This window comes from Microbacterium sp. RG1, from assembly GCF_005347485.1.
Lineage (GTDB): Bacteria > Actinomycetota > Actinomycetes > Actinomycetales > Microbacteriaceae > Microbacterium > Microbacterium binotii_A.
The window spans coordinates 3,048,147-3,064,713 of sequence record NZ_CP034121.1 but is presented as its reverse complement, the minus strand read 5'-3'; the positions used below and the strand labels follow the sequence as shown (position 1 = coordinate 3,064,713).

Here is a 16,567-nt window from a genome sequence, read left to right as displayed (position 1 = left end):
GGCACGCGATCGTTTCAGCGCCGCGAGCGCCAGCGCACCCCGATCATGACCACGATCACGCCCGCCAGCACGCAGGTCGCGACGGGAGCTGCGGGAACGAGCACGATCGCCGCTCCGGACGCTGTGGCCAGCACGACGGCGTCCAGCGCCCACACGAGTCGCACACCCGCCATCGGATCACCCATCGGCGCGGACATGGGCGCGAGCAGCGCCGGAGGCATCGGCCCCTTCAGCGCGCTCGCCAGCCGAAGGGCGAGCGTCATCAGCGCGACGAGCGCTGCCGCCAGAGCGGCCGACGCACCGCTCGCGACAGCGACGATCGTGACGGTGAGCCCGGCCGCGAGCGTCAGCAGCGCGATCGCAGCCACGAGCGGGAACAGCGCGTGCCACGCCACGAGCGACGCATCCGTCACTCCGTAAAGTGGCACGTCGGCAGCCGCACTCGCGGCATGACGGATGCCGTCGGTCACCGGCCCGAGGCCGGCGAACGAGAGGACTCCGGCGACAGCGCCGAGGACCGGCGTCGGCGCGCCGGGGGTGAGCGCGATCGCCGCGAGGACTCCGGCGAGCGCCAGCGCCGCCGCTCCGAGCGACAGCCGCAACGGCGTACGCAAGGACCCGACGGCGTCCCGACGCAGGATGAGCAACCACAGCGGGCCGCGTGACCCGATGGCTCGGAGGCGGCGGCCTGGCGCGGGTCGGGCACGGTAGACGTCCGCGGCCTGTCCGAGATCCAGCCCGGCTGCCGACGTCTGCGCCGCATCCGCACGCGCCGCCTGCGCGAGCAGCTCGTCTGTACGCAGCCGCTCCAGCAGCCACGGCGCCGACGCGGCGAGCGCCAGCACGAGCGCCGTCAGCGGGATGAGGGCGCTCGTGCTCCCGCCGAGCGGATACGCGGCGCCAACCCAGCCCATGGGGGTCACGATGCTCGCGGCGGGAACGGCGACCGCCACCACTCCCAGACCGAGCACGAGACCCGCCGCGGGGAGCGCGAGGCGCGGCAGCGCCTGCCCGAGCAGCCAGGCGCAGACGGTGACCACTCCCCCCAGAGCCCCGGCCGCGGCGAACCCGACGACGGCGTCCGCGGAAGCCATGCCGTTCGCCGCGAGGCTCCCGCCCGCCAGCACCGCCGCCACGGTCCACAGGCCGATCGAGAGGAAGCCCGCGGCCAGCACCGGCCCGAGAAACGCGCGCGAGCGAGGAAGGGCGCTGGTGCCGAGCGCGTATGTGAGGGAGGGCGGGCGGAGCGCCGGACCGCGCGAGGGCCCCACTGCCAGCGCAGCGGCCCACACCACGGAGGCGATCAGCGCGATCACTCGCGCCGTGCGCGGGTCCGCGAACAGCGCGAGCCCGCCGGGCCCTGACGCCCCCAGCCAGACCGCACGCACGACCGGCGCCACCGCCACCAGGGCGACCAGCACGAGCAGGTAGACGGTGAAGGCCCGCTCCCCGCCGCTGCGGGTACCTCGCTGCCGCCACAGGGCGACGGCGGTGCGCACACTGCCGCTCACGCGACGCGCTCCAGACGCACGGTCGTATCGGCGACGAGCTCCGCGAGCCGCGGGTGGTGCGTCGCGACCACGAGAGTGGTTCCCGCATCCCGCCGCGCCCGCAGCGCGGCGATGACCGCATCCACGTGCTCGGGGTCGAGGCGCTGCTCGGGTTCATCGAGGATCAGCACCTCGGCGGGACGCACGAGCACGAGCGCCAGGCCGAAGAGCTGCGTCTGCCCCGACGACAGCTCATGAGGAAACCGCTCGTGCAGCGTGTGCAGGCCGAGCTCGCCGAGCACGGCGCGCGCCCGGACCTCGGCCTCGTCCGCCGTGAACCATGTCACGGCGACGAGTCGGGCGTGCTCGAGCACGGTGAGATCGGGCGCGAAGGGCGGGAGCCCGATCATCGCCGCCACGCGCCGACGGTAGGTGCGGTCGCGCTGCGAGATGGGCGCCCCGGCGATGCGTGCCGAACCGGCGGAGGGCGTCTGCATGCCGGCCAGAACGCGCAGCAGCGTCGTCTTCCCGGATCCGTTGCCGCCCCGCACGGCCAGCGCGGTGCCGGCATCCATACGCCAGCTGATCGTGTCGAGCAGCGTGACATCACCGGAGACGACGCGCACCGCATCGACCTCGATCATGCCGGAGTCCCCTCGGATGCTGGGGCGCGGCGACGCCGGGCAGCCGAGCGCGGCGGCGTGTGCCTCATGTGGTCGCGCACCCGGCCGAGGATGTCGGCGAGGGCATCGACGTCACCGGGCGAGAGACGCGCGAAGAGCAGATCCTCGAGGGTGGCGATATGCCCCGGGAAGACCCGCCCGAGCACCTCCCGGCCTTCCGCGGTCAGGGCGACCGCGACACTGCGCTCGTCGTCCGGCGACGACGAGCGGGTGAGGAGCCCTCGCTTCTCGAGAACCTGCGCCTGGTAGGTCAGGCCGCTGCGGCTGTAGACGACGCCGTCGGCGAGATCCGTCATTCGCAGGGAGCCGTCCGGGGCATCGCCGAGCGTCGCGAGGAGCTGGAACTGGACATAGCTCAGATCGCCCGCCTCTTTGAGCTGCTGCTCGACGGCATGGCGCAGGAGGCTGCTGACCTCGATGAGACCGAAGTATGCGGCGAGCTGGACGGCACTCGGACCCGTCGGCGATGAACCCATGCAGCGAGCGTAGCAGTGCTACTGATTCGAAACAGTTGCTTCGAACTCGAACCACTGCTATCGTCGCGATCATGCTTCGAATCCGAAGCACTTACCTGAGGAGACAACCATGAAGGCAATACGGTTCCACGAGACGGGCGGCCCCGAGGTGCTGCGCTACGAGGACGCGCCGATGCCCGCGCCCGCCAACGGCCAGGTGCGCATTCGCGTCGCCGGCGTCGCCTACAACCCGGCCGACGGCGGGATGCGCGGAGGCTTCCTCCCCATTCCGATCACGCTTCCGCACATCCCCGGATACGACGTCGCAGGCACCGTCGACGCGCTGGGCGAGGGAGTCGATGACCTGGAGATCGGAGACAGCGTCATCGGTCTGATCCCCATGGAGTCGGACGGTGCGGCCGCCGAGTACGTGGTGGCACCGGCCGCCGTCCTCACGAAGGCGCCGCTCACCATTCCGCTGGCGGATGCGGCGGGCCTGCCGTCGGTGGGACTCACCGCATCCCAGGCCCTCTTCGAGGCGGCAGGTCTCGGCGCCGGGCAGCGCGTACTCATCAACGGCGCGGGCGGGCCGGTCGGCGGCTACGCCGTCCAGCTCGCCCAACGCGCGGGAGCGTACGTGATCGCCACCGCGAGCGGGCGCAGCCGCAGTCAGGTCGAGGCGGCCGGCGCCCATGAGATCGTGGACCACACCGTCACGACGCTCCAGGACGCCGTGACCGAGCCGGTGGACGTGCTGCTGAACCTCGCGCCCATCACGGCAGAGGGCTTCCAGTCCCTCGTGCCGCTGGTGCGCGACGGCGGCGTCGTGGTCTCGACCACGCCGACGGTGCCGACGCCCGGCGACGAGGCGCGCGGCGTCCGGGCGGTGACGATCTTCGTCCGCTCCGACGTCGACGAGCTCGCGGACCTCGTGTCACTCATCGATCGCGGCGAGCTCTACGTGGACATCGCCGAGCGGCTGCCGCTCGCGGACCTGCCGCTCGTGCACGAACGCGCCGAGGCCGGCGACGTGCACGGGAAGATCGTGTTCCTCCCGTCGGGGAACAACTGAGCCCGGCCTCCGCGAGCGCGCATCCGTTTGCCGAGTGAGCATCCGATCGGGAACTCACTCGCCGAACGGGTGCTCATTCGACGGAGCGCACCCACCGCCGCCACTCGGGCTGTGCGCTGAATCCGGCTGTCGCCCAGAACGACTGTCCGAGTCCGTTCTGTTCGAGCACCATCGCGTCGAGTCGTGCAGCACCCAGGGCCGCGAGGCGAGCCTCCGCGCGACGAAGCAACTCGGCGGCAATCCCCCGGCCGCGCAGATCGGGACGGACGGCGAGGCGATAAAGGTGCGCGCGCCAGCCGTCCCAGCCCGAGATGAGCGTGCCGACCACACCGCCGTCGTACGCCGCCAGGTCGAGCGCGTCCGCATCCCGCTCGAGAAGCGCCGCCAGCACTGCGATGTTGTCGGCCGGTCGGGCTTGGTTCTCGGCCGCCTGCGCCCAGAAGGCCAGGATTCCGGGGAGGTCCTCCCCGCGTGCGGCACGGAAGACGATGTGGTCGAGGTCGGCGTTCACCAGCCGAGCGTAACGTCGCCGGTTGTTGCGCGAGCGCGCATCCGTTCGCCGAGTGAGCATCCGTTTGGGTGCTCACTCGGCGAACGGATGCTCACTCGGCGGAAGGCGCGGGGGCGCGCGCCCGTCTCAGTGGTGGAAGCCTGAGCCCGTGGTGCGCTCGCGGGGCAGCGGCGCATCGAGGCGGTCGAGGAAGTCCACTTCGGCGCGGATGTCGGCGATGAGCGACGCCGCGAGATCGCGGCTGAGCCCCACCTTCACCACGATGCGCTGCAGCACCGTGTCGCTCATGTCGTCGGCCATCGGGTAGGCCGGCACGAGCCACCCCTTCATCCGCAAGCGGTCCGCCAGGTCGTAGAGGTTCCAGACATCCGTGTGGCCTGCCTTCAGCGTCCAGGCGAAGACCGGGATGGTGTCTCCTCGGCTCACGAGGTCGAACGGGCCCATGCGCTCGATCTCACCGGACAGGAACTGCGCCACGTCGAGCGAGTTCTGCTGCACGGCGCGATAGCCGTCCCGTCCGAGGCGGAGGAACTGGTAGTACTGCAGCAGCACCTGAGCTCCCGGCCGGGAGAAGTTCAGGGCGAGGGTGGGCATGTCGCCGCCGAGGTAGCTGACATGGAACACCAGACTCTCCGGCAGCACCGACGGATCCCGCCAGACGACCCAGCCGACGCCGGGATAGACGAGCCCGTACTTGTGCCCCGAGGTGCTGATCGAGTTGACGCGAGCGATGCGGAAGTCCCAGTCCAGCTCGGGCTGGCAGAACGGGGCGATCATGGCGCCGGACGCGCCGTCGACGTGGATGCGGACGTCGACGCCGGTGGCGGCCTCGATCTCGTCGAGCTTCGCCGCGATGGCGGCGACCGGGTCGTACAGACCCGTGAAGGTCTGTCCGAGCACCGCGACGACGCCGATCGTGTTCTCGTCGACGTACTGCTCCAGACCTTCTCCGTCCAGCACCAGGTGGTCCGGGGAGACCGGCACGTACCGGGGTTCGATCTCCCAGTAGTTGCAGAACTTCTCCCACACCACCTGGACGGCAGCCGACATGACGAGGTTGGGCCGGTCGGTCGGCTTCCCGTCGGCCCTGCGACGCTCCTGCCACAGCCGCTTGAGCGCGAGCCCGCCGAGCATGCAGGCCTCCGACGAGCCGATCGTCGACGTGCCGATCGCGTCGGCGTCGTCCGGTGCGTGCCAGAGATCCGCCAGCATCCGCCAGCACCGCTCTTCGATCTCGGCGGTCGCCGGGTACTCGTCCTTGTCGATCATGTTCTTGTCGAAGGCCTCGCGATACAGCCGCTGCCCGTGGTCATCCATCCACGTCGTGACGAAGGTGGCGAGATTCAGGCGGGAGTTGCCGTCGAGGATCGCCTCGTCGTGCACGATCTGGTAGGCCGTCTCGGGCAGGCTCGGGCCTGCCGGGAGCCGATAGCGGTCGAACTCCGTGGCCTCCCCCGGGCGCACGAACACGGGATTGATGCTCAGCCGGTCCTCACTTCCGGCGGGCGGACGGTGGGGACCTCGACGAGCGTTCATTGCTGCCTCCGGGCGTGGGTTCGCGTTCGCCCACACAATCACGACTCGCCCGTCGAGGGCGAGGATTCTCAGCGGGTCGTGGCGTCCGGGGCGTGCGCCGGTGCGAGCCGATAGAGGACTTCGGGACGACCGCGCTTGCCGTAGCGGTGTGCACGGTCGACGAGCCCCAGGTCGACGAGATGCGTCAGGTAGCGGTGAGCCGTGGCTCGCGACAGATGGCACGTGGTCGCGACCTCGGCGCCGGACCGCGCGATGACGGGATCGAGCGCCGCCGCCACCCGATCGAGCGTGGGTTGCGCAAGTCCCTTCGGCAGCGCGGATGCGGCTGCGGGCGTCGCCGCGGCGTGGGCGCCCGTGCGGATGCCGCCCGTCGCCAGCAGCCGGTCAATCTCGCCCTGACTCAGCGGACGCTCGCGCGCGTCCTGCTGGGCCTGCTGACGACGCGTCCGATACTCCTCGAGCTGGGCCCGCAGCGCCGATTCGGTGAAGGGTTTGATCAGATACCCCACGACGTGCGCGGCGAGCGCCTGACGCACGGTCGTCTGGTCCTGCGAAGAACTGATGACGATCACGTCCACCTCCGACCCGCCGATCGTGCGGAGGCGGTGCAGCACCTCGATGCCGCTGATATCGGGAAGTCGCATGTCGAGCAGGATGAGATCGAGCGCGTCGACGTCGAAGCCCAGGGCCTCTCGCCCGCTCGCGGCGGTGCCCACGACCGTGAAGCCGCTCGTCGCTGCGACGAAGCCGCTGTGCAGCGCGCGGGCCCCCCTGTCGTCGTCGACGACGAGCACGCGGATGTTCCCGGTCACGAGCGCCTCGCCATCTCGAAGGAGAACCGGGCGCCGCCGAGCGTCGAGGCGCCCACTTCGATCGTCCCCCCGCGCGCGGTGACCAGCCGGCGCACCAGGTCGAGACCGATGCCTCGTCCGCTGCCGGAGGCATCCGGCTTCGAGGAGAACCCGAGGGCGAAGATCCGCGTCGCCTGGCGCGGGTCCACGCCGGGCCCGTCGTCCTCCACCGCCCCGACGAGCAGGTCGCCGCGCTCGCGGAGGATGCAGCGGATGCGGGCGGCCCCGGCTTCCGCGGCGTTGCGGCAGAGGTTGGTGAGGACGGTGACGACCTCGTCGTCGATGTCGCGCGCCACGGCGATGTCGAACTCGACCTGCGCACCGTGGGCGAGCACGTCCGAGCGGACGGCGTGGACCGCGGCATCGCGCAGTGGCATACCCGCATCCCGTTCATCATGCCGAGCACCCGAGACGGGTACGAGATCCTCGATGTAGGCGAGCGCCTCGTCCGCGTCGCCCCGGGAGACGAGCCCGTGCACGACGTGCAGGCGTGTCGTGAACTCATGGGACTGCTCGCGCAGCGCCGCCGTCGTCCGCCCCATCTGGGCGTGCTCGAGGGCCAGCTCGTCGAGGCGGCGGAACCGGCGCTCGACCGCCGCCGTGAGCGCGGAGCTGGCCAGCGTCGCGGCGATGAGCGCCCCCATTGCCCAGGGCAGCAGTGCCCCCAAGGCCTTTTCGCGTTCGGCGGCGATGTCGGACTCGAGCACCCCGACCGCGACCATGCCCACCACGCGGTCGCCGTCGACGACCGGCACCTTCGCGCGCAGCGACGGCCCCGACGGCCCCGTCTCGGTGCCGAGGAACGGCGTACCCGCGAGCACCGAGGCGTTCGTGGTCGACACCTGCACACCGCGCTCGGAGGCGAGCGGATGCGTGATGCGCACGCCCTCGTCGTCCGTCACGACGACGTAGTAGACGCCCGCCGCACGCGCGACCAGTTCGGCGATCGGCTGCAGCGAGGCCGTCGCGGAAGCGAGATCGGCCGCATCCGCGAGGTCGTCCGGTGTTCCCGCGTCGGAGACGGATGCGACGGTCTGTCGCACTTCGCTCAGGGCGGCGAGGCTCGTGGCCACCTCCTGGACGCGCTCCGCCGTCGCATCCCGGATGCGGCTCTCCTGCAGCGCGAGGGCGACCGTCGTCGTGACGCCGAGGGCCGCGAGGGTGACGATCGAGGGCAGCACGAGCATGGCGAGCCGGACGGCGCGCTGCCGGTGCCCGAACGCCATCGTGCTCGCTTCCTCGCCGTGCGGCCCCGTCGCCGCGTGCGCGTTTATGGGAACAAATCGGCGCGACCGGCTCCGCCGTCTCGCGCGCTGCCATCCTAGGTCGATCTCGCGGCGACGACGATGTCCGCGCGAATGGAGCAATGATGACCACCCCCTCGGACGAGTCCGCCCCCCGGACGAAGACCACCACCAGAACCGTGATCGGCCGCGTGATCGGCGGCGTCGTGACCGCAGCCGCCGTCGGCATCGCCGCGTTCGGCTCGATCAGCTCGGCCGCCGCCGGACAGGAGATCAGCGCCTCGATGACCATCGTCGCCCCCGCCGCCGCCGGCGGCGGATGGGACGGGATCGCGCGCGAGCTGCAGCAGGCGCAGAAGGCGAACGGCCTGGTGAACAACGTCCAAGTCGTGAACATGCCGGGTGCCGGCGGCACGATCGCCCTCGGCAACGTATCGGTGCTCAACGGCCAGGCGAACAATCTGATCGTCGGCGGCACGGGACTGCTGGCCGCGACGATCCAGTTCAACTCCGCCGCGACCCTCGCCGACGTCACGCCGCTGGCCGTCGTCGTCGAGGAGTACGACGTCATCGTCGTCCCGGCGGACTCCCCCTACGAGAGCCTCGATGACCTCGTCGCGGCGTGGCAGGAGAACCCCAAGGCGCTGCCGTGGACGGGCGGCGGCTCGTTCGACCAGCTCGTCGTGACCGACCTCGCCCTCGCCGCGGGGATCGACCCTGTCGAGACGACCTACATCTCGTCCGACGGCGGCGGCGAAGCGATCCAGGCGCTGCTCAACGGCACGGCCAAAGCCGCGGCGGGCGGATACCCCGACAACATCGACCAGATCGAGGCGGGGCGACTGCGCGCGCTCGCACTCGTCGCGAAAGAGCCGATCGAGGGGATCGACATCCCCACCGCGTCCGAGCAGGGCTACGACATCTCGCTCACCAACTGGCGCATGCTCGCCGCCCCTGCAGGGCTCACCGACGACGAGGTGGATCAGCTCACGCAGCTCATCCTCGACTCCGTCGAGACCCCGCAGTGGCAGGACGCCGTCGAGCGCTATCGCTGGACCGAACGCGTCATCACCGGGGACGAGCTCACCGGCTTCCTCGACGACGAGGAGTCCCGCATCCGCACGCTCTACGAGGAGATGGGCCTGTGACCTTCCCCGCCAACCCCACCGCCACCTCCGCCGTCCTCGGCGAACGTCTGCGACTCGTCTCCGGCCCCGGCATCGCGGCGCTGCTGAAGGGCCTCACGATGCCCGTCATCGTGGCGGCGTTCGCGACGTACCTGCTGATCGGCATCCTGACGATGCGCGTGCCCGAGGGTGCCGCCTTCCCGGGACCGCAGTTCTTCCCCGGCATCGTCACCGCCGGCCTCTACGTCTTCGCCGTCTCGCTCGCCATCACCGCGGTGCGGGAGATCAGGGCCATGCCCGACCCGCTCACGGCCGAGCTGCTGGCGGCCGAGGCCGACGACGACCCGCCGCCCCCGCGGCCGGTACGCGTGGACGTCCGCTCGCTGGCGTGGGTGCTGGTCTCGTTCTTCGCGTTCGCGGTGCTGCTCGATCTGCTCGGCTGGATCATCGCGGCGACCCTGCTCTTCTGGTGCATCGCCCGTGGATTCGGCGCGTCCAAGCCCATCCAGATGCTCGCGGTCGGCGCGACCCTGAGCTCGCTCGCCTACATCGGATTCGACATGCTGCTCGGGATGCCGCTCCCGTCCGGCATCCTCGGGGGTTCTGACATGGATGCTCTGCAACTTCTGGCACAGGGCTTCGCCAATGCCTTCACCCCCGAGAACCTGCTCTGGGTTCTCGTCGGCTGCCTTCTCGGGACGGCGGTAGGCGTTCTGCCCGGCCTCGGCTCCTCGATGGCCGTCGCCCTGCTGCTGCCGATCACGTTCTCCCTCGATCCCACCGCAGCGTTCATCATGTTCGCCGGCGTCTACTTCGGCGGCCTGTTCGGTGATTCGACCATGGGCATCCTCATGAACACTCCGGGGCAGGCATCCGCCATCGCCTCCACGTTCGAGGGCCACAAGATGGCGCTGAACGGCCGAGCCGCCCAGGCCCTGGCCACCGCCGCCATCGGCGCCTTCATCGGCGGTTTCATCGCATCGATCGTCGTGGTCTTCCTCGCCCCGGCACTCGCGGACTTCTCGAGCCGGTTCGGGCCAGCGGAGTTCTTCGCCCTGGCCGTCTTCGCGTTCGCGGCGACATCGTCCGTCGTCACGGACAACGTGATCAAGGGGCTGACGTCGCTGTTCATCGGTCTCGGTATCGCCGTTATCGGTATCGACGGGGTGTCGGGAGCGCCGCGCTTCACGATGGAGTCGCCGCAGCTGTTCGACGGCATCTCGCTGGTCACCGTGACCGTCGCCATCCTCGCGCTCGGCGAGGTCATCTTCGTCGCGTGCCTCGCGCGTCACGACACCGCGAAGAAGATCATCAGGCCCACCGGTCGGCCGTGGCTGAGCCGGAAGGAGCTGAAGGAGGCGACGCCGGCGTGGCTGCGCGGCACCGCGATCGGCCTGCCGTTCGGCGTCGTGCCCGCGGGCGGATCCGAGATCCCGACGTTCCTCGCCTACGGGTTGGAGAAGCGGCTCGACGCCCGGCGCAAGAAGCCGCAGTTCGGACGCGGAGCCATCCGCGGTCTCGCGGCTCCGGAGGCGGCGGGAAACGCCACGACGGGCATGGCGATGGGCGCCCTGCTCGCACTGGGCCTGCCGATCTCCGCGACCGCCGCGATCATGCTCGCGGCGTTCCGCCAGTACGGTCTGCAGCCCGGCCCGCTGCTGTTCGACCGCGCCTCCGAGCTCGTCTGGGCACTTCTGGCGAGCTTCTTCATCGCGATGGTCGTGCTGCTGATCCTCAACCTGCCCTTTGCGATGCTGTGGGCGAAGCTGCTGCTGATCCCCCGCCCCTACCTGTACGCCGGCATCACGGTGTTCTGCGCGCTGGGCATCTACGCCACCTCCGGGTCGACTTTCGATCTGCTGATGCTGCTCGGCATCGGCATCCTGGGCTTCTTGATGAGGGCGATGGACTTCCCCCTCGCCCCGCTCATCATCGGGATGGTGCTGGGCCCGCTGGCCGAGACGAGCCTGCGGGATGCGGCGATGAGCGCGAACGGCGACTTCTCGGTGCTGGTGCACAGCCCGATCACCATCACGCTCTACGTGCTGCTGGCCGCCGTCCTGGTGTTCTCGGTGCGCGGACGCGTCGTCGCACGCCGGCGGGCGCGCCGCGCGGTCACCGAGACGGAGAAGGAGTCGGTCGCGCGCTGAGCTCGCATCAGGGGAATCGGCGTATCTCGGCCGATTCCCCTATGGTGCGCCCGGCGGGCGCTCGCCAGACTTCGGTTGCCCCCGCGTCGGGAGCCCCACACCGAAGGACCGCCATGCGCCGCCGTCTTCTCCCTCTCGCTCTGATCGCCGCGGGCGCCGTGGCGCTCCTCGCCCTGCCCGCACAGGCCGCCGAACCGCTGCAGACGGTCACCGGCGTCGCCGGCACGGGCGGCAGCGTGCAGCGCCTCGCACTCTCGCCGGACGGTTCGACGGGCTATGTCGTCGACGGTTCCGCTCGCCTCGCGATCTTCGACACCTCCACGAGCACGGTCGTGGCGCATTCGATCGACTTCGCGGTCGAGGGCTTCGGACTCCCGACGGATGTGGCCATCAACCCCGACGGCGCCCAGGTCGACGTCTCCACGACGGCAGGATGGGTGGTGCGGTTGGACGCATCGGGTGCGCTGATCTCTCAGATCGCCCTGCCGACGACGGCGCTCGGCGCCCTCTCGATCGCGGCCGCGGGCGAGACCGTCGTGGCCGCCCCCTCAGCGGCCGATCCGACCCGGATCCTCCGGTTCAACATCGACGTGAGCAGCGTGAGCGGGGTCGACTTCGCCCCGGACGCGCCGGGCACCCCTCGGCCTTCTGCACTCTCGGACATCGCCACGGGTCCCGGCAACGGTTCGGACAACGACATCCTCGTCGCGGGGACCGCGGCCGGCACCGGCGTCGTGTACCTCTTCAACGATCCCTTCGCGCTGGCAGGTCAGTCCGCCACGATCCTTCTGCCCGGCACGACGACCGCCGGCCAGATCGCCGTGAACCCCGCCGGCACGCTGGCCGCGGTGACCGCCCCGAGCGCGCAGCGGGTGTTCCTCATCGACATCGACGCAGCATCCGCTGCCTACGGCACGATCGTGCGCACGGCGACCGTGCCGCACGATGCGGCGGCCGCCGCCTTCTCGCCCGACGGGACGAACCTGCTCGTGGTGGGCGCCAACAACCTGTCGACGCTCGATGTCGCGACCGGCGACGTAGCCGAGACGACGGCGATCGATACGACGGATGCGGCCGCCGTGCTCGTCTCCCCCAGCGGCAACCGCGTCTGGGTCGGCAACCGCGCCTCCGGCGCGGTCGGCCTGCTCTCGCGTGCCGCGCTCACCGCGGCGACCGGCGACACGGGGACCGTCGGCTTGCCGTTCACGATGACCGTGACCGCATCCGCCTTCGACATCGCGCCCACGTTCGCCGTGTCACCGGCCCTTCCTGCCGGTCTCTCGCTCGACGCCATGACCGGCGCGATCTCGGGGACGCCGCTCGCTCTGGAACCGACGCAGACGTACACGATCACAGCGTCGGCGTCGGACGGCACGGTCGTCACGACAACGATCACCCTGACGGTCGACGCGGCGCCTCAGCCGTCCTCCGCAGCGACGCAGGTCCCCACGGATCCCGGCTCGCCGACGCGACTGGCCGCGAGCGGTGCTGCGGATGAATCAGGCGCGGTGCTCGTCGCCCTCGGCGCCCTCCTCGGAGGAGCCGCGCTGGCGATCGGTGCCGGGATCCGACGCCGGGGCACCCGCGGGTGAGGCCGCTGACTCGAAGGCGACGGTGGCGAGCCCCGCTCGCGACGGGAGACCGAGTCGGTGCAGAGCCTCGGCGAGATGGTGCTCGACGGTCTTGACGCTGAGACCGACGGATGCGGCGATCTCGGCGTTGCGGCTTCCCGCCGCGGCCAGGGCGGCGATCTGGCGCTGACGTGGGCTCAACCGCGCCAGATCGAGCCCGCGCCGGGGGCCGAGAAGAGCAGCCGCGCGGCCGCGCGTCGGCGCTCCCGTGATCCGGAGGATGTCCTCGACGTGGCTCTGGACGGTCCGCGGCGAGAGGTAGAGCACCTGCGCGATCGCCGCGTTCGTGTTGCCCTCCGCGAGAAGCACCGCCACCTCGCGCTGCTTCTCGGTCATGACCGCCAGGTCGCCCCGCGCGCCGCCGACCCGCGCAGCCAGCTCCCGCCACCGACGAGCGGCGAGCAGGCGGTGGCGTTCGTAGCCCACCGCATCCGCCTGCCGCGCGAGGCGCAGCAACAGCTCCAACGCCGCCGCGGGTTCGGCGGCGGCGAGCGCGTCCGCACGCACGAGCTCGCCGCGCAGCACCTCGGTCGCCGCTCCGGCCGCCTCGTCGATGCGTACGGATGCGGCGGCCAGCGCCTCGGCATCCGCCGCCTGCCCCTGCGACAGGGCGAGTGCTCCACGGGCGCGAGTGAGCGACGACGTCGCCACGCGATGACGAGCCAGTGCGCCGCTGCGACGCAGGAGAACTCCCGCACGGTAGGTGTCGCCGCGCGACAGCGCCGCTTCGACGAGCACCTCCGTGGCGAAGGCACGGTCCCACACCTTGCAGCGCGACAGGTCGGCACCCGCTGCCGACACGAGCAACGCCGCGGCACGCTGCAGCTGTCCGACGGCACGGAAGCCCCAGGCGACGTAGAGCGACGATCCGACGGAGAGGTAGTTCTCGTCCCGGCGGGTGCGCGCGATCACCGCATCCGCGAGGGCGAAGAACCGCTCCCGGTCGCCGGCGACCGCGGCCCCGTAGCTGCCGATGGCCTGCAGCACCACCAGTGCCCGCGGCGGCACGATCGCGGCGCTGCGGAACAGCCCTTCGGCGATCGCTCTCACCTCGTCGCGGCGCCCGTGGAATGCGGCGCTGCGCGCGGCGAGCAGCTGCAGCGCCACCGCGGCCGGATCGGCGCGCTCGGTGTCGTCCGTCGTCACCTGTCCAGGGGCGAGCTCCGCACCGCGGATCAGCGCGTCGGCGGCGTCGAAGCCGCCGGAGCTCAGCGCGGCTTCGGCCAGCAGGTATCGCGTCAGCAGCGCGCCCTCGCCCTCCTCGACGACGGCAGCGGCGACGGCGGCCGCATCCACGCCGAGGCGGTGACCGTGATCGGTGCCCGCCATGGCGTCCGCGGTCAACATCGCCGCCGACGCGAGGCGCACGACGGGCGGCGCGCACCCATCGCTCTCGTCCAGTGCGCGACGGGCGTGCGCGGCCGCATCCGGAAACCGGCAGGCGATCACCGCGGCGATCGTGGCGGCGACGCGGGAGAGTGCACGGTCGGCGCGGTTCGTCGCCGCATCCGACCGCCCGGACGCAGCGGCGAGTTCGACGCCCGCGTCACCGGCGAAGACGCGCAGCAGCATGCCCGTGCCGAATCGCCACGCCTCGGCACTGCCGTCGACGTCGTCGCCCACGCGATCCGCCCCTCTGCCGGTTCCGGGCAAATCGTGCCACGCAGGAGACCCGCCGCGATACGGAGCGGATGCGGAATCCGCCGAAACCCGCAGCGAACAGCCTCAGAAACGACCCGCGATGGTCTCCCCGAGGCTCGTCCACAACGCCGGGTCGGCGCCAGACCCTCCCGGGTCGATGTCGACGAGCAGCAGCCCTTCGTTGCCCTTCACGACCAGGATCGTGCCGATCGAGGCATCGGCCCAGCCGCGGGTGACGCCCGGAATCGGCTGCGCGTTCCCGCCCTGCGGATAGAGCTCCGCGGGGAGGAACGCGTCGGCGTCGCCGGTGTACTGGGCGATGGCGCTGTGCGTATCGGCGTAGGTCCAGGTGCACTGCTGCAGACCCTGCTGACCTTCCGCGGCGATCCCCTCGACCGCATCGACACCGAGCGCTGCGGCGATGTCGGCGGAGGGCACGAGCGCGCATGCGTCGCCCGTGCCCGACCCCGCCTCGGGCGCGGGCGCCGAACCCGAATCGGCGCCCGCCGCGGCCGAACTCCCCGCGGGCTCGGCCGCGTCCGTCGCGGTCTGCGAACAGCCGGTGAGCACCAGGGCTGCCGCGACCAGGACGAGCGGCTTGAAAGACTTCACGCCGCGATCATGACAGTCGGCGAGGCGCGCCGATACGACCTGCGACGCAATCCCGCCGGATCCCGCAGTGGCGTCCTCAGACCTCAGTCGGCCGCATCCGTGGGGGCACCGCGTTTCGTCAGACGCGAGATGCCGGTGACCACGGCCACGATCACAAGCCCGAGCGCGAGGCCGAACACGGCGGAGAGGGCCGTCTCGATGATCCACACCACCACGGGGCCTGCTGCCTCCACGAGGTGCGTGACGGCGTGGACGAGGTGCTCGGGTCCGTCCCAGAGCGTTTCGGCCAGGTTGCCCACGACCAGATGACCACCGACCCAGAGCATGGCGACGGTACCTACGACGCTGATGACCCTGAACACGGCGGGCATCGATGCGACGACGCGGACGCCGAATCGGCGGATGCGGCGCGCGTCGCTCTTCATGAGTCGCAGGCCGATGTCGTCGACCTTCACCAGCAGCGCGACCGCGCCGTAGACCAGAGCGGTCATGGCGAGGCCGATGACCAGAAGCGCGCCGAGGGTCATCCAGATGCCGAAGTCGGGGTCGAGGCTCGAGAGCGCGATCAGCATGATCTCGGTGCTGAGGATGAGGTCGGTGCGCACGGCGCCGAACACGAGCTTCTTCTCGTCGCGGGGGGCGTCGTCATCCGCATCCTCGTGGTGCGCACCGAACCACTCGAGGACCTTCTCCGCACCCTCGAAGCAGAGGAACCCGCCGCCCAGGATCAACAGGAACGGCAGCACCCACGGGGCGAATGCGGTCAGCAGCAGCGCGATCGGGATGATGATCACGAACTTGTTGATGAGGCTGCCGAGCGCGATCTTCCACACCACCGGCAGCTCTCGCGCCGGCGTGATGCCCTGCACGTACTGCGGGGTGACGGCGGCGTCATCGATCACGACACCCGCGGTCTTCGCGCTCGCCTTGATGGCGGCGGTCAGGATGTCATCGACGACGGCGAGCAGGCCGACCGACATACGCACTCTCCCGGATGCGAGGGCCGCAGCCGAACGGCTGCAGGGGCGGATGCCCTCAGCGAGGATATCGGCCCGGAGGCATGCGGGATCGCAGGTTGTGCGAACCGCGGCGGCACCTCACGCGCCGGCACGCACCGGCCCGGTGGGCGCCTGTTGGCGTGCGACTCGGTTGCGATTGCCGCACCCCGCAGCGGTGCACCAGATCCCTCAGTCGCTCGCACGCGGGTACGTCGAGCCGGAGTCACCCGCGGTGCGTTGACTCAGAAGCGGGTGAGTCACCAGATCGTGCCGCCGCCAACCGAGATGCCGCCCCAGGTGAGGAGGATGAAAATGATCGCGAACACGACGGGCGCGATCCCCTGCCCGCTGCGCGCGAGACCTTTCAGCAGGCCGATCACCGTGAACACGGCCGCGACGACGGAGAGCCCGCCGCCGAGGATGAGCCCGATGAACAGCGGGATGGGCATGAGCACGAGCCCGGCGAGACCGAACCAGAATCCAGCCCAGGCGCTCGGGTTGCGGCGACGTTCGACGGTGTAGGACACGTGCCCATTATGCGGGGCGTGACCTGACAGAACACGAAA

Annotated in this window: 15 protein-coding genes and 1 pseudogene; 5 read left to right on the top strand and 11 right to left on the bottom strand. The window is 71.0% G+C overall.

Annotated elements, in window-relative coordinates; all coding sequences use genetic code 11:
* Window positions 1-14: 14 nt before the first annotated feature.
* From EHF32_RS14900 to EHF32_RS14890, 3 genes are read right to left on the bottom strand one after another with little or no spacing between them, the layout of a single operon-like run.
* The gene (locus EHF32_RS14900) at window positions 15-1,511 is read right to left on the bottom strand and encodes a hypothetical protein (RefSeq protein WP_137418913.1); all 1,497 of its coding nucleotides are present in this window, start codon (window positions 1,509-1,511) and stop codon (window positions 15-17) included.
* Window positions 1,508-2,134 carry an ABC transporter ATP-binding protein gene (locus tag EHF32_RS14895; RefSeq protein ID WP_137418912.1) on the bottom strand — a complete coding sequence of 209 codons (627 nt, stop codon included), beginning with the start codon at window positions 2,132-2,134 and terminating at the stop codon, window positions 1,508-1,510. The genes EHF32_RS14900 and EHF32_RS14895 overlap by 4 nt, the downstream gene beginning before the upstream one ends.
* Window positions 2,131-2,649 (bottom strand): MarR family winged helix-turn-helix transcriptional regulator, encoded by a 519-nt coding sequence (locus EHF32_RS14890; protein WP_137418911.1) that lies wholly within the window; start codon window positions 2,647-2,649, stop codon window positions 2,131-2,133. The genes EHF32_RS14895 and EHF32_RS14890 overlap by 4 nt, the downstream gene beginning before the upstream one ends.
* Before the next feature lie 109 nt (window positions 2,650-2,758).
* Here EHF32_RS14890 and EHF32_RS14885 point away from each other — a divergent pair, with 109 nt between their 5' ends.
* On the top strand, window positions 2,759-3,700 hold the full coding sequence (locus EHF32_RS14885) for an NADP-dependent oxidoreductase (RefSeq protein WP_137418910.1): 942 nt from the start codon (window positions 2,759-2,761) through the stop codon (window positions 3,698-3,700).
* Window positions 3,701-3,773: 73 nt separating this feature from the next.
* Here the strand turns inward: EHF32_RS14885 and EHF32_RS14880 are convergent, their stop codons facing one another.
* From EHF32_RS14880 to EHF32_RS14865, 4 genes are all read right to left on the bottom strand, one after another.
* Entirely contained in the window at window positions 3,774-4,211 is a 438-nt protein-coding gene (locus EHF32_RS14880; RefSeq protein ID WP_238343738.1) for a GNAT family N-acetyltransferase, read from the bottom strand.
* Between the two features lie 126 nt (window positions 4,212-4,337).
* Entirely contained in the window at window positions 4,338-5,747 is a 1,410-nt protein-coding gene (locus EHF32_RS14875) for a glutamate decarboxylase (RefSeq protein ID WP_137418908.1), read from the bottom strand.
* 68 nt (window positions 5,748-5,815) lie between these two features.
* The gene (locus tag EHF32_RS14870) at window positions 5,816-6,559 is read right to left on the bottom strand and encodes a response regulator (protein WP_137418907.1); all 744 of its coding nucleotides are present in this window, start codon (window positions 6,557-6,559) and stop codon (window positions 5,816-5,818) included.
* Window positions 6,556-7,824, bottom strand: coding sequence for an ATP-binding protein (locus tag EHF32_RS14865; RefSeq protein ID WP_192900656.1), 1,269 nt, complete (start codon window positions 7,822-7,824; stop codon window positions 6,556-6,558). The genes EHF32_RS14870 and EHF32_RS14865 overlap by 4 nt, the downstream gene beginning before the upstream one ends.
* 143 nt (window positions 7,825-7,967) lie before the next feature.
* Here EHF32_RS14865 and EHF32_RS14860 point away from each other — a divergent pair, with 143 nt between their 5' ends.
* From EHF32_RS14860 to EHF32_RS14850, 4 genes and pseudogenes are all read left to right on the top strand, one after another.
* Window positions 7,968-8,990 carry a tripartite tricarboxylate transporter substrate binding protein gene (locus tag EHF32_RS14860; protein WP_137418906.1) on the top strand — a complete coding sequence of 341 codons (1,023 nt, stop codon included), beginning with the start codon at window positions 7,968-7,970 and terminating at the stop codon, window positions 8,988-8,990.
* 98 nt (window positions 8,991-9,088) lie between these two features.
* A pseudogene (locus tag EHF32_RS16130) lies at window positions 9,089-9,493 on the top strand (tripartite tricarboxylate transporter TctB family protein); the annotation flags it as partial.
* Between the two features lie 84 nt (window positions 9,494-9,577).
* Window positions 9,578-11,119 (top strand): tripartite tricarboxylate transporter permease, encoded by a 1,542-nt coding sequence (locus tag EHF32_RS14855; protein WP_238343859.1) that lies wholly within the window; start codon window positions 9,578-9,580, stop codon window positions 11,117-11,119.
* 113 nt (window positions 11,120-11,232) lie between these two features.
* The gene (locus EHF32_RS14850; protein WP_161594134.1) at window positions 11,233-12,711 is read left to right on the top strand and encodes a WD40 repeat domain-containing protein; all 1,479 of its coding nucleotides are present in this window, start codon (window positions 11,233-11,235) and stop codon (window positions 12,709-12,711) included.
* On the opposite strand, the gene EHF32_RS14845 is transcribed toward EHF32_RS14850, so the two are convergent.
* The 4 genes from EHF32_RS14845 to EHF32_RS14830 form a co-directional block, all read right to left on the bottom strand.
* Complete coding sequence (locus EHF32_RS14845) at window positions 12,619-14,373, bottom strand: helix-turn-helix domain-containing protein (protein ID WP_137418903.1); 1,755 nt, start codon at window positions 14,371-14,373, stop codon at window positions 12,619-12,621. The genes EHF32_RS14850 and EHF32_RS14845 overlap by 93 nt on opposite strands.
* Before the next feature lie 102 nt (window positions 14,374-14,475).
* On the bottom strand, window positions 14,476-15,003 hold the full coding sequence (locus EHF32_RS14840) for a hypothetical protein (RefSeq protein WP_137418902.1): 528 nt from the start codon (window positions 15,001-15,003) through the stop codon (window positions 14,476-14,478).
* An 83-nt stretch (window positions 15,004-15,086) separates the two neighbouring features.
* Complete coding sequence (locus EHF32_RS14835; protein ID WP_137418901.1) at window positions 15,087-15,983, bottom strand: DUF808 domain-containing protein; 897 nt, start codon at window positions 15,981-15,983, stop codon at window positions 15,087-15,089.
* Window positions 15,984-16,258: 275 nt separating this feature from the next.
* Window positions 16,259-16,528 carry a hypothetical protein gene (locus EHF32_RS14830; protein ID WP_137418900.1) on the bottom strand — a complete coding sequence of 90 codons (270 nt, stop codon included), beginning with the start codon at window positions 16,526-16,528 and terminating at the stop codon, window positions 16,259-16,261.
* Between the last annotated feature and the right edge of the window lie 39 nt (window positions 16,529-16,567).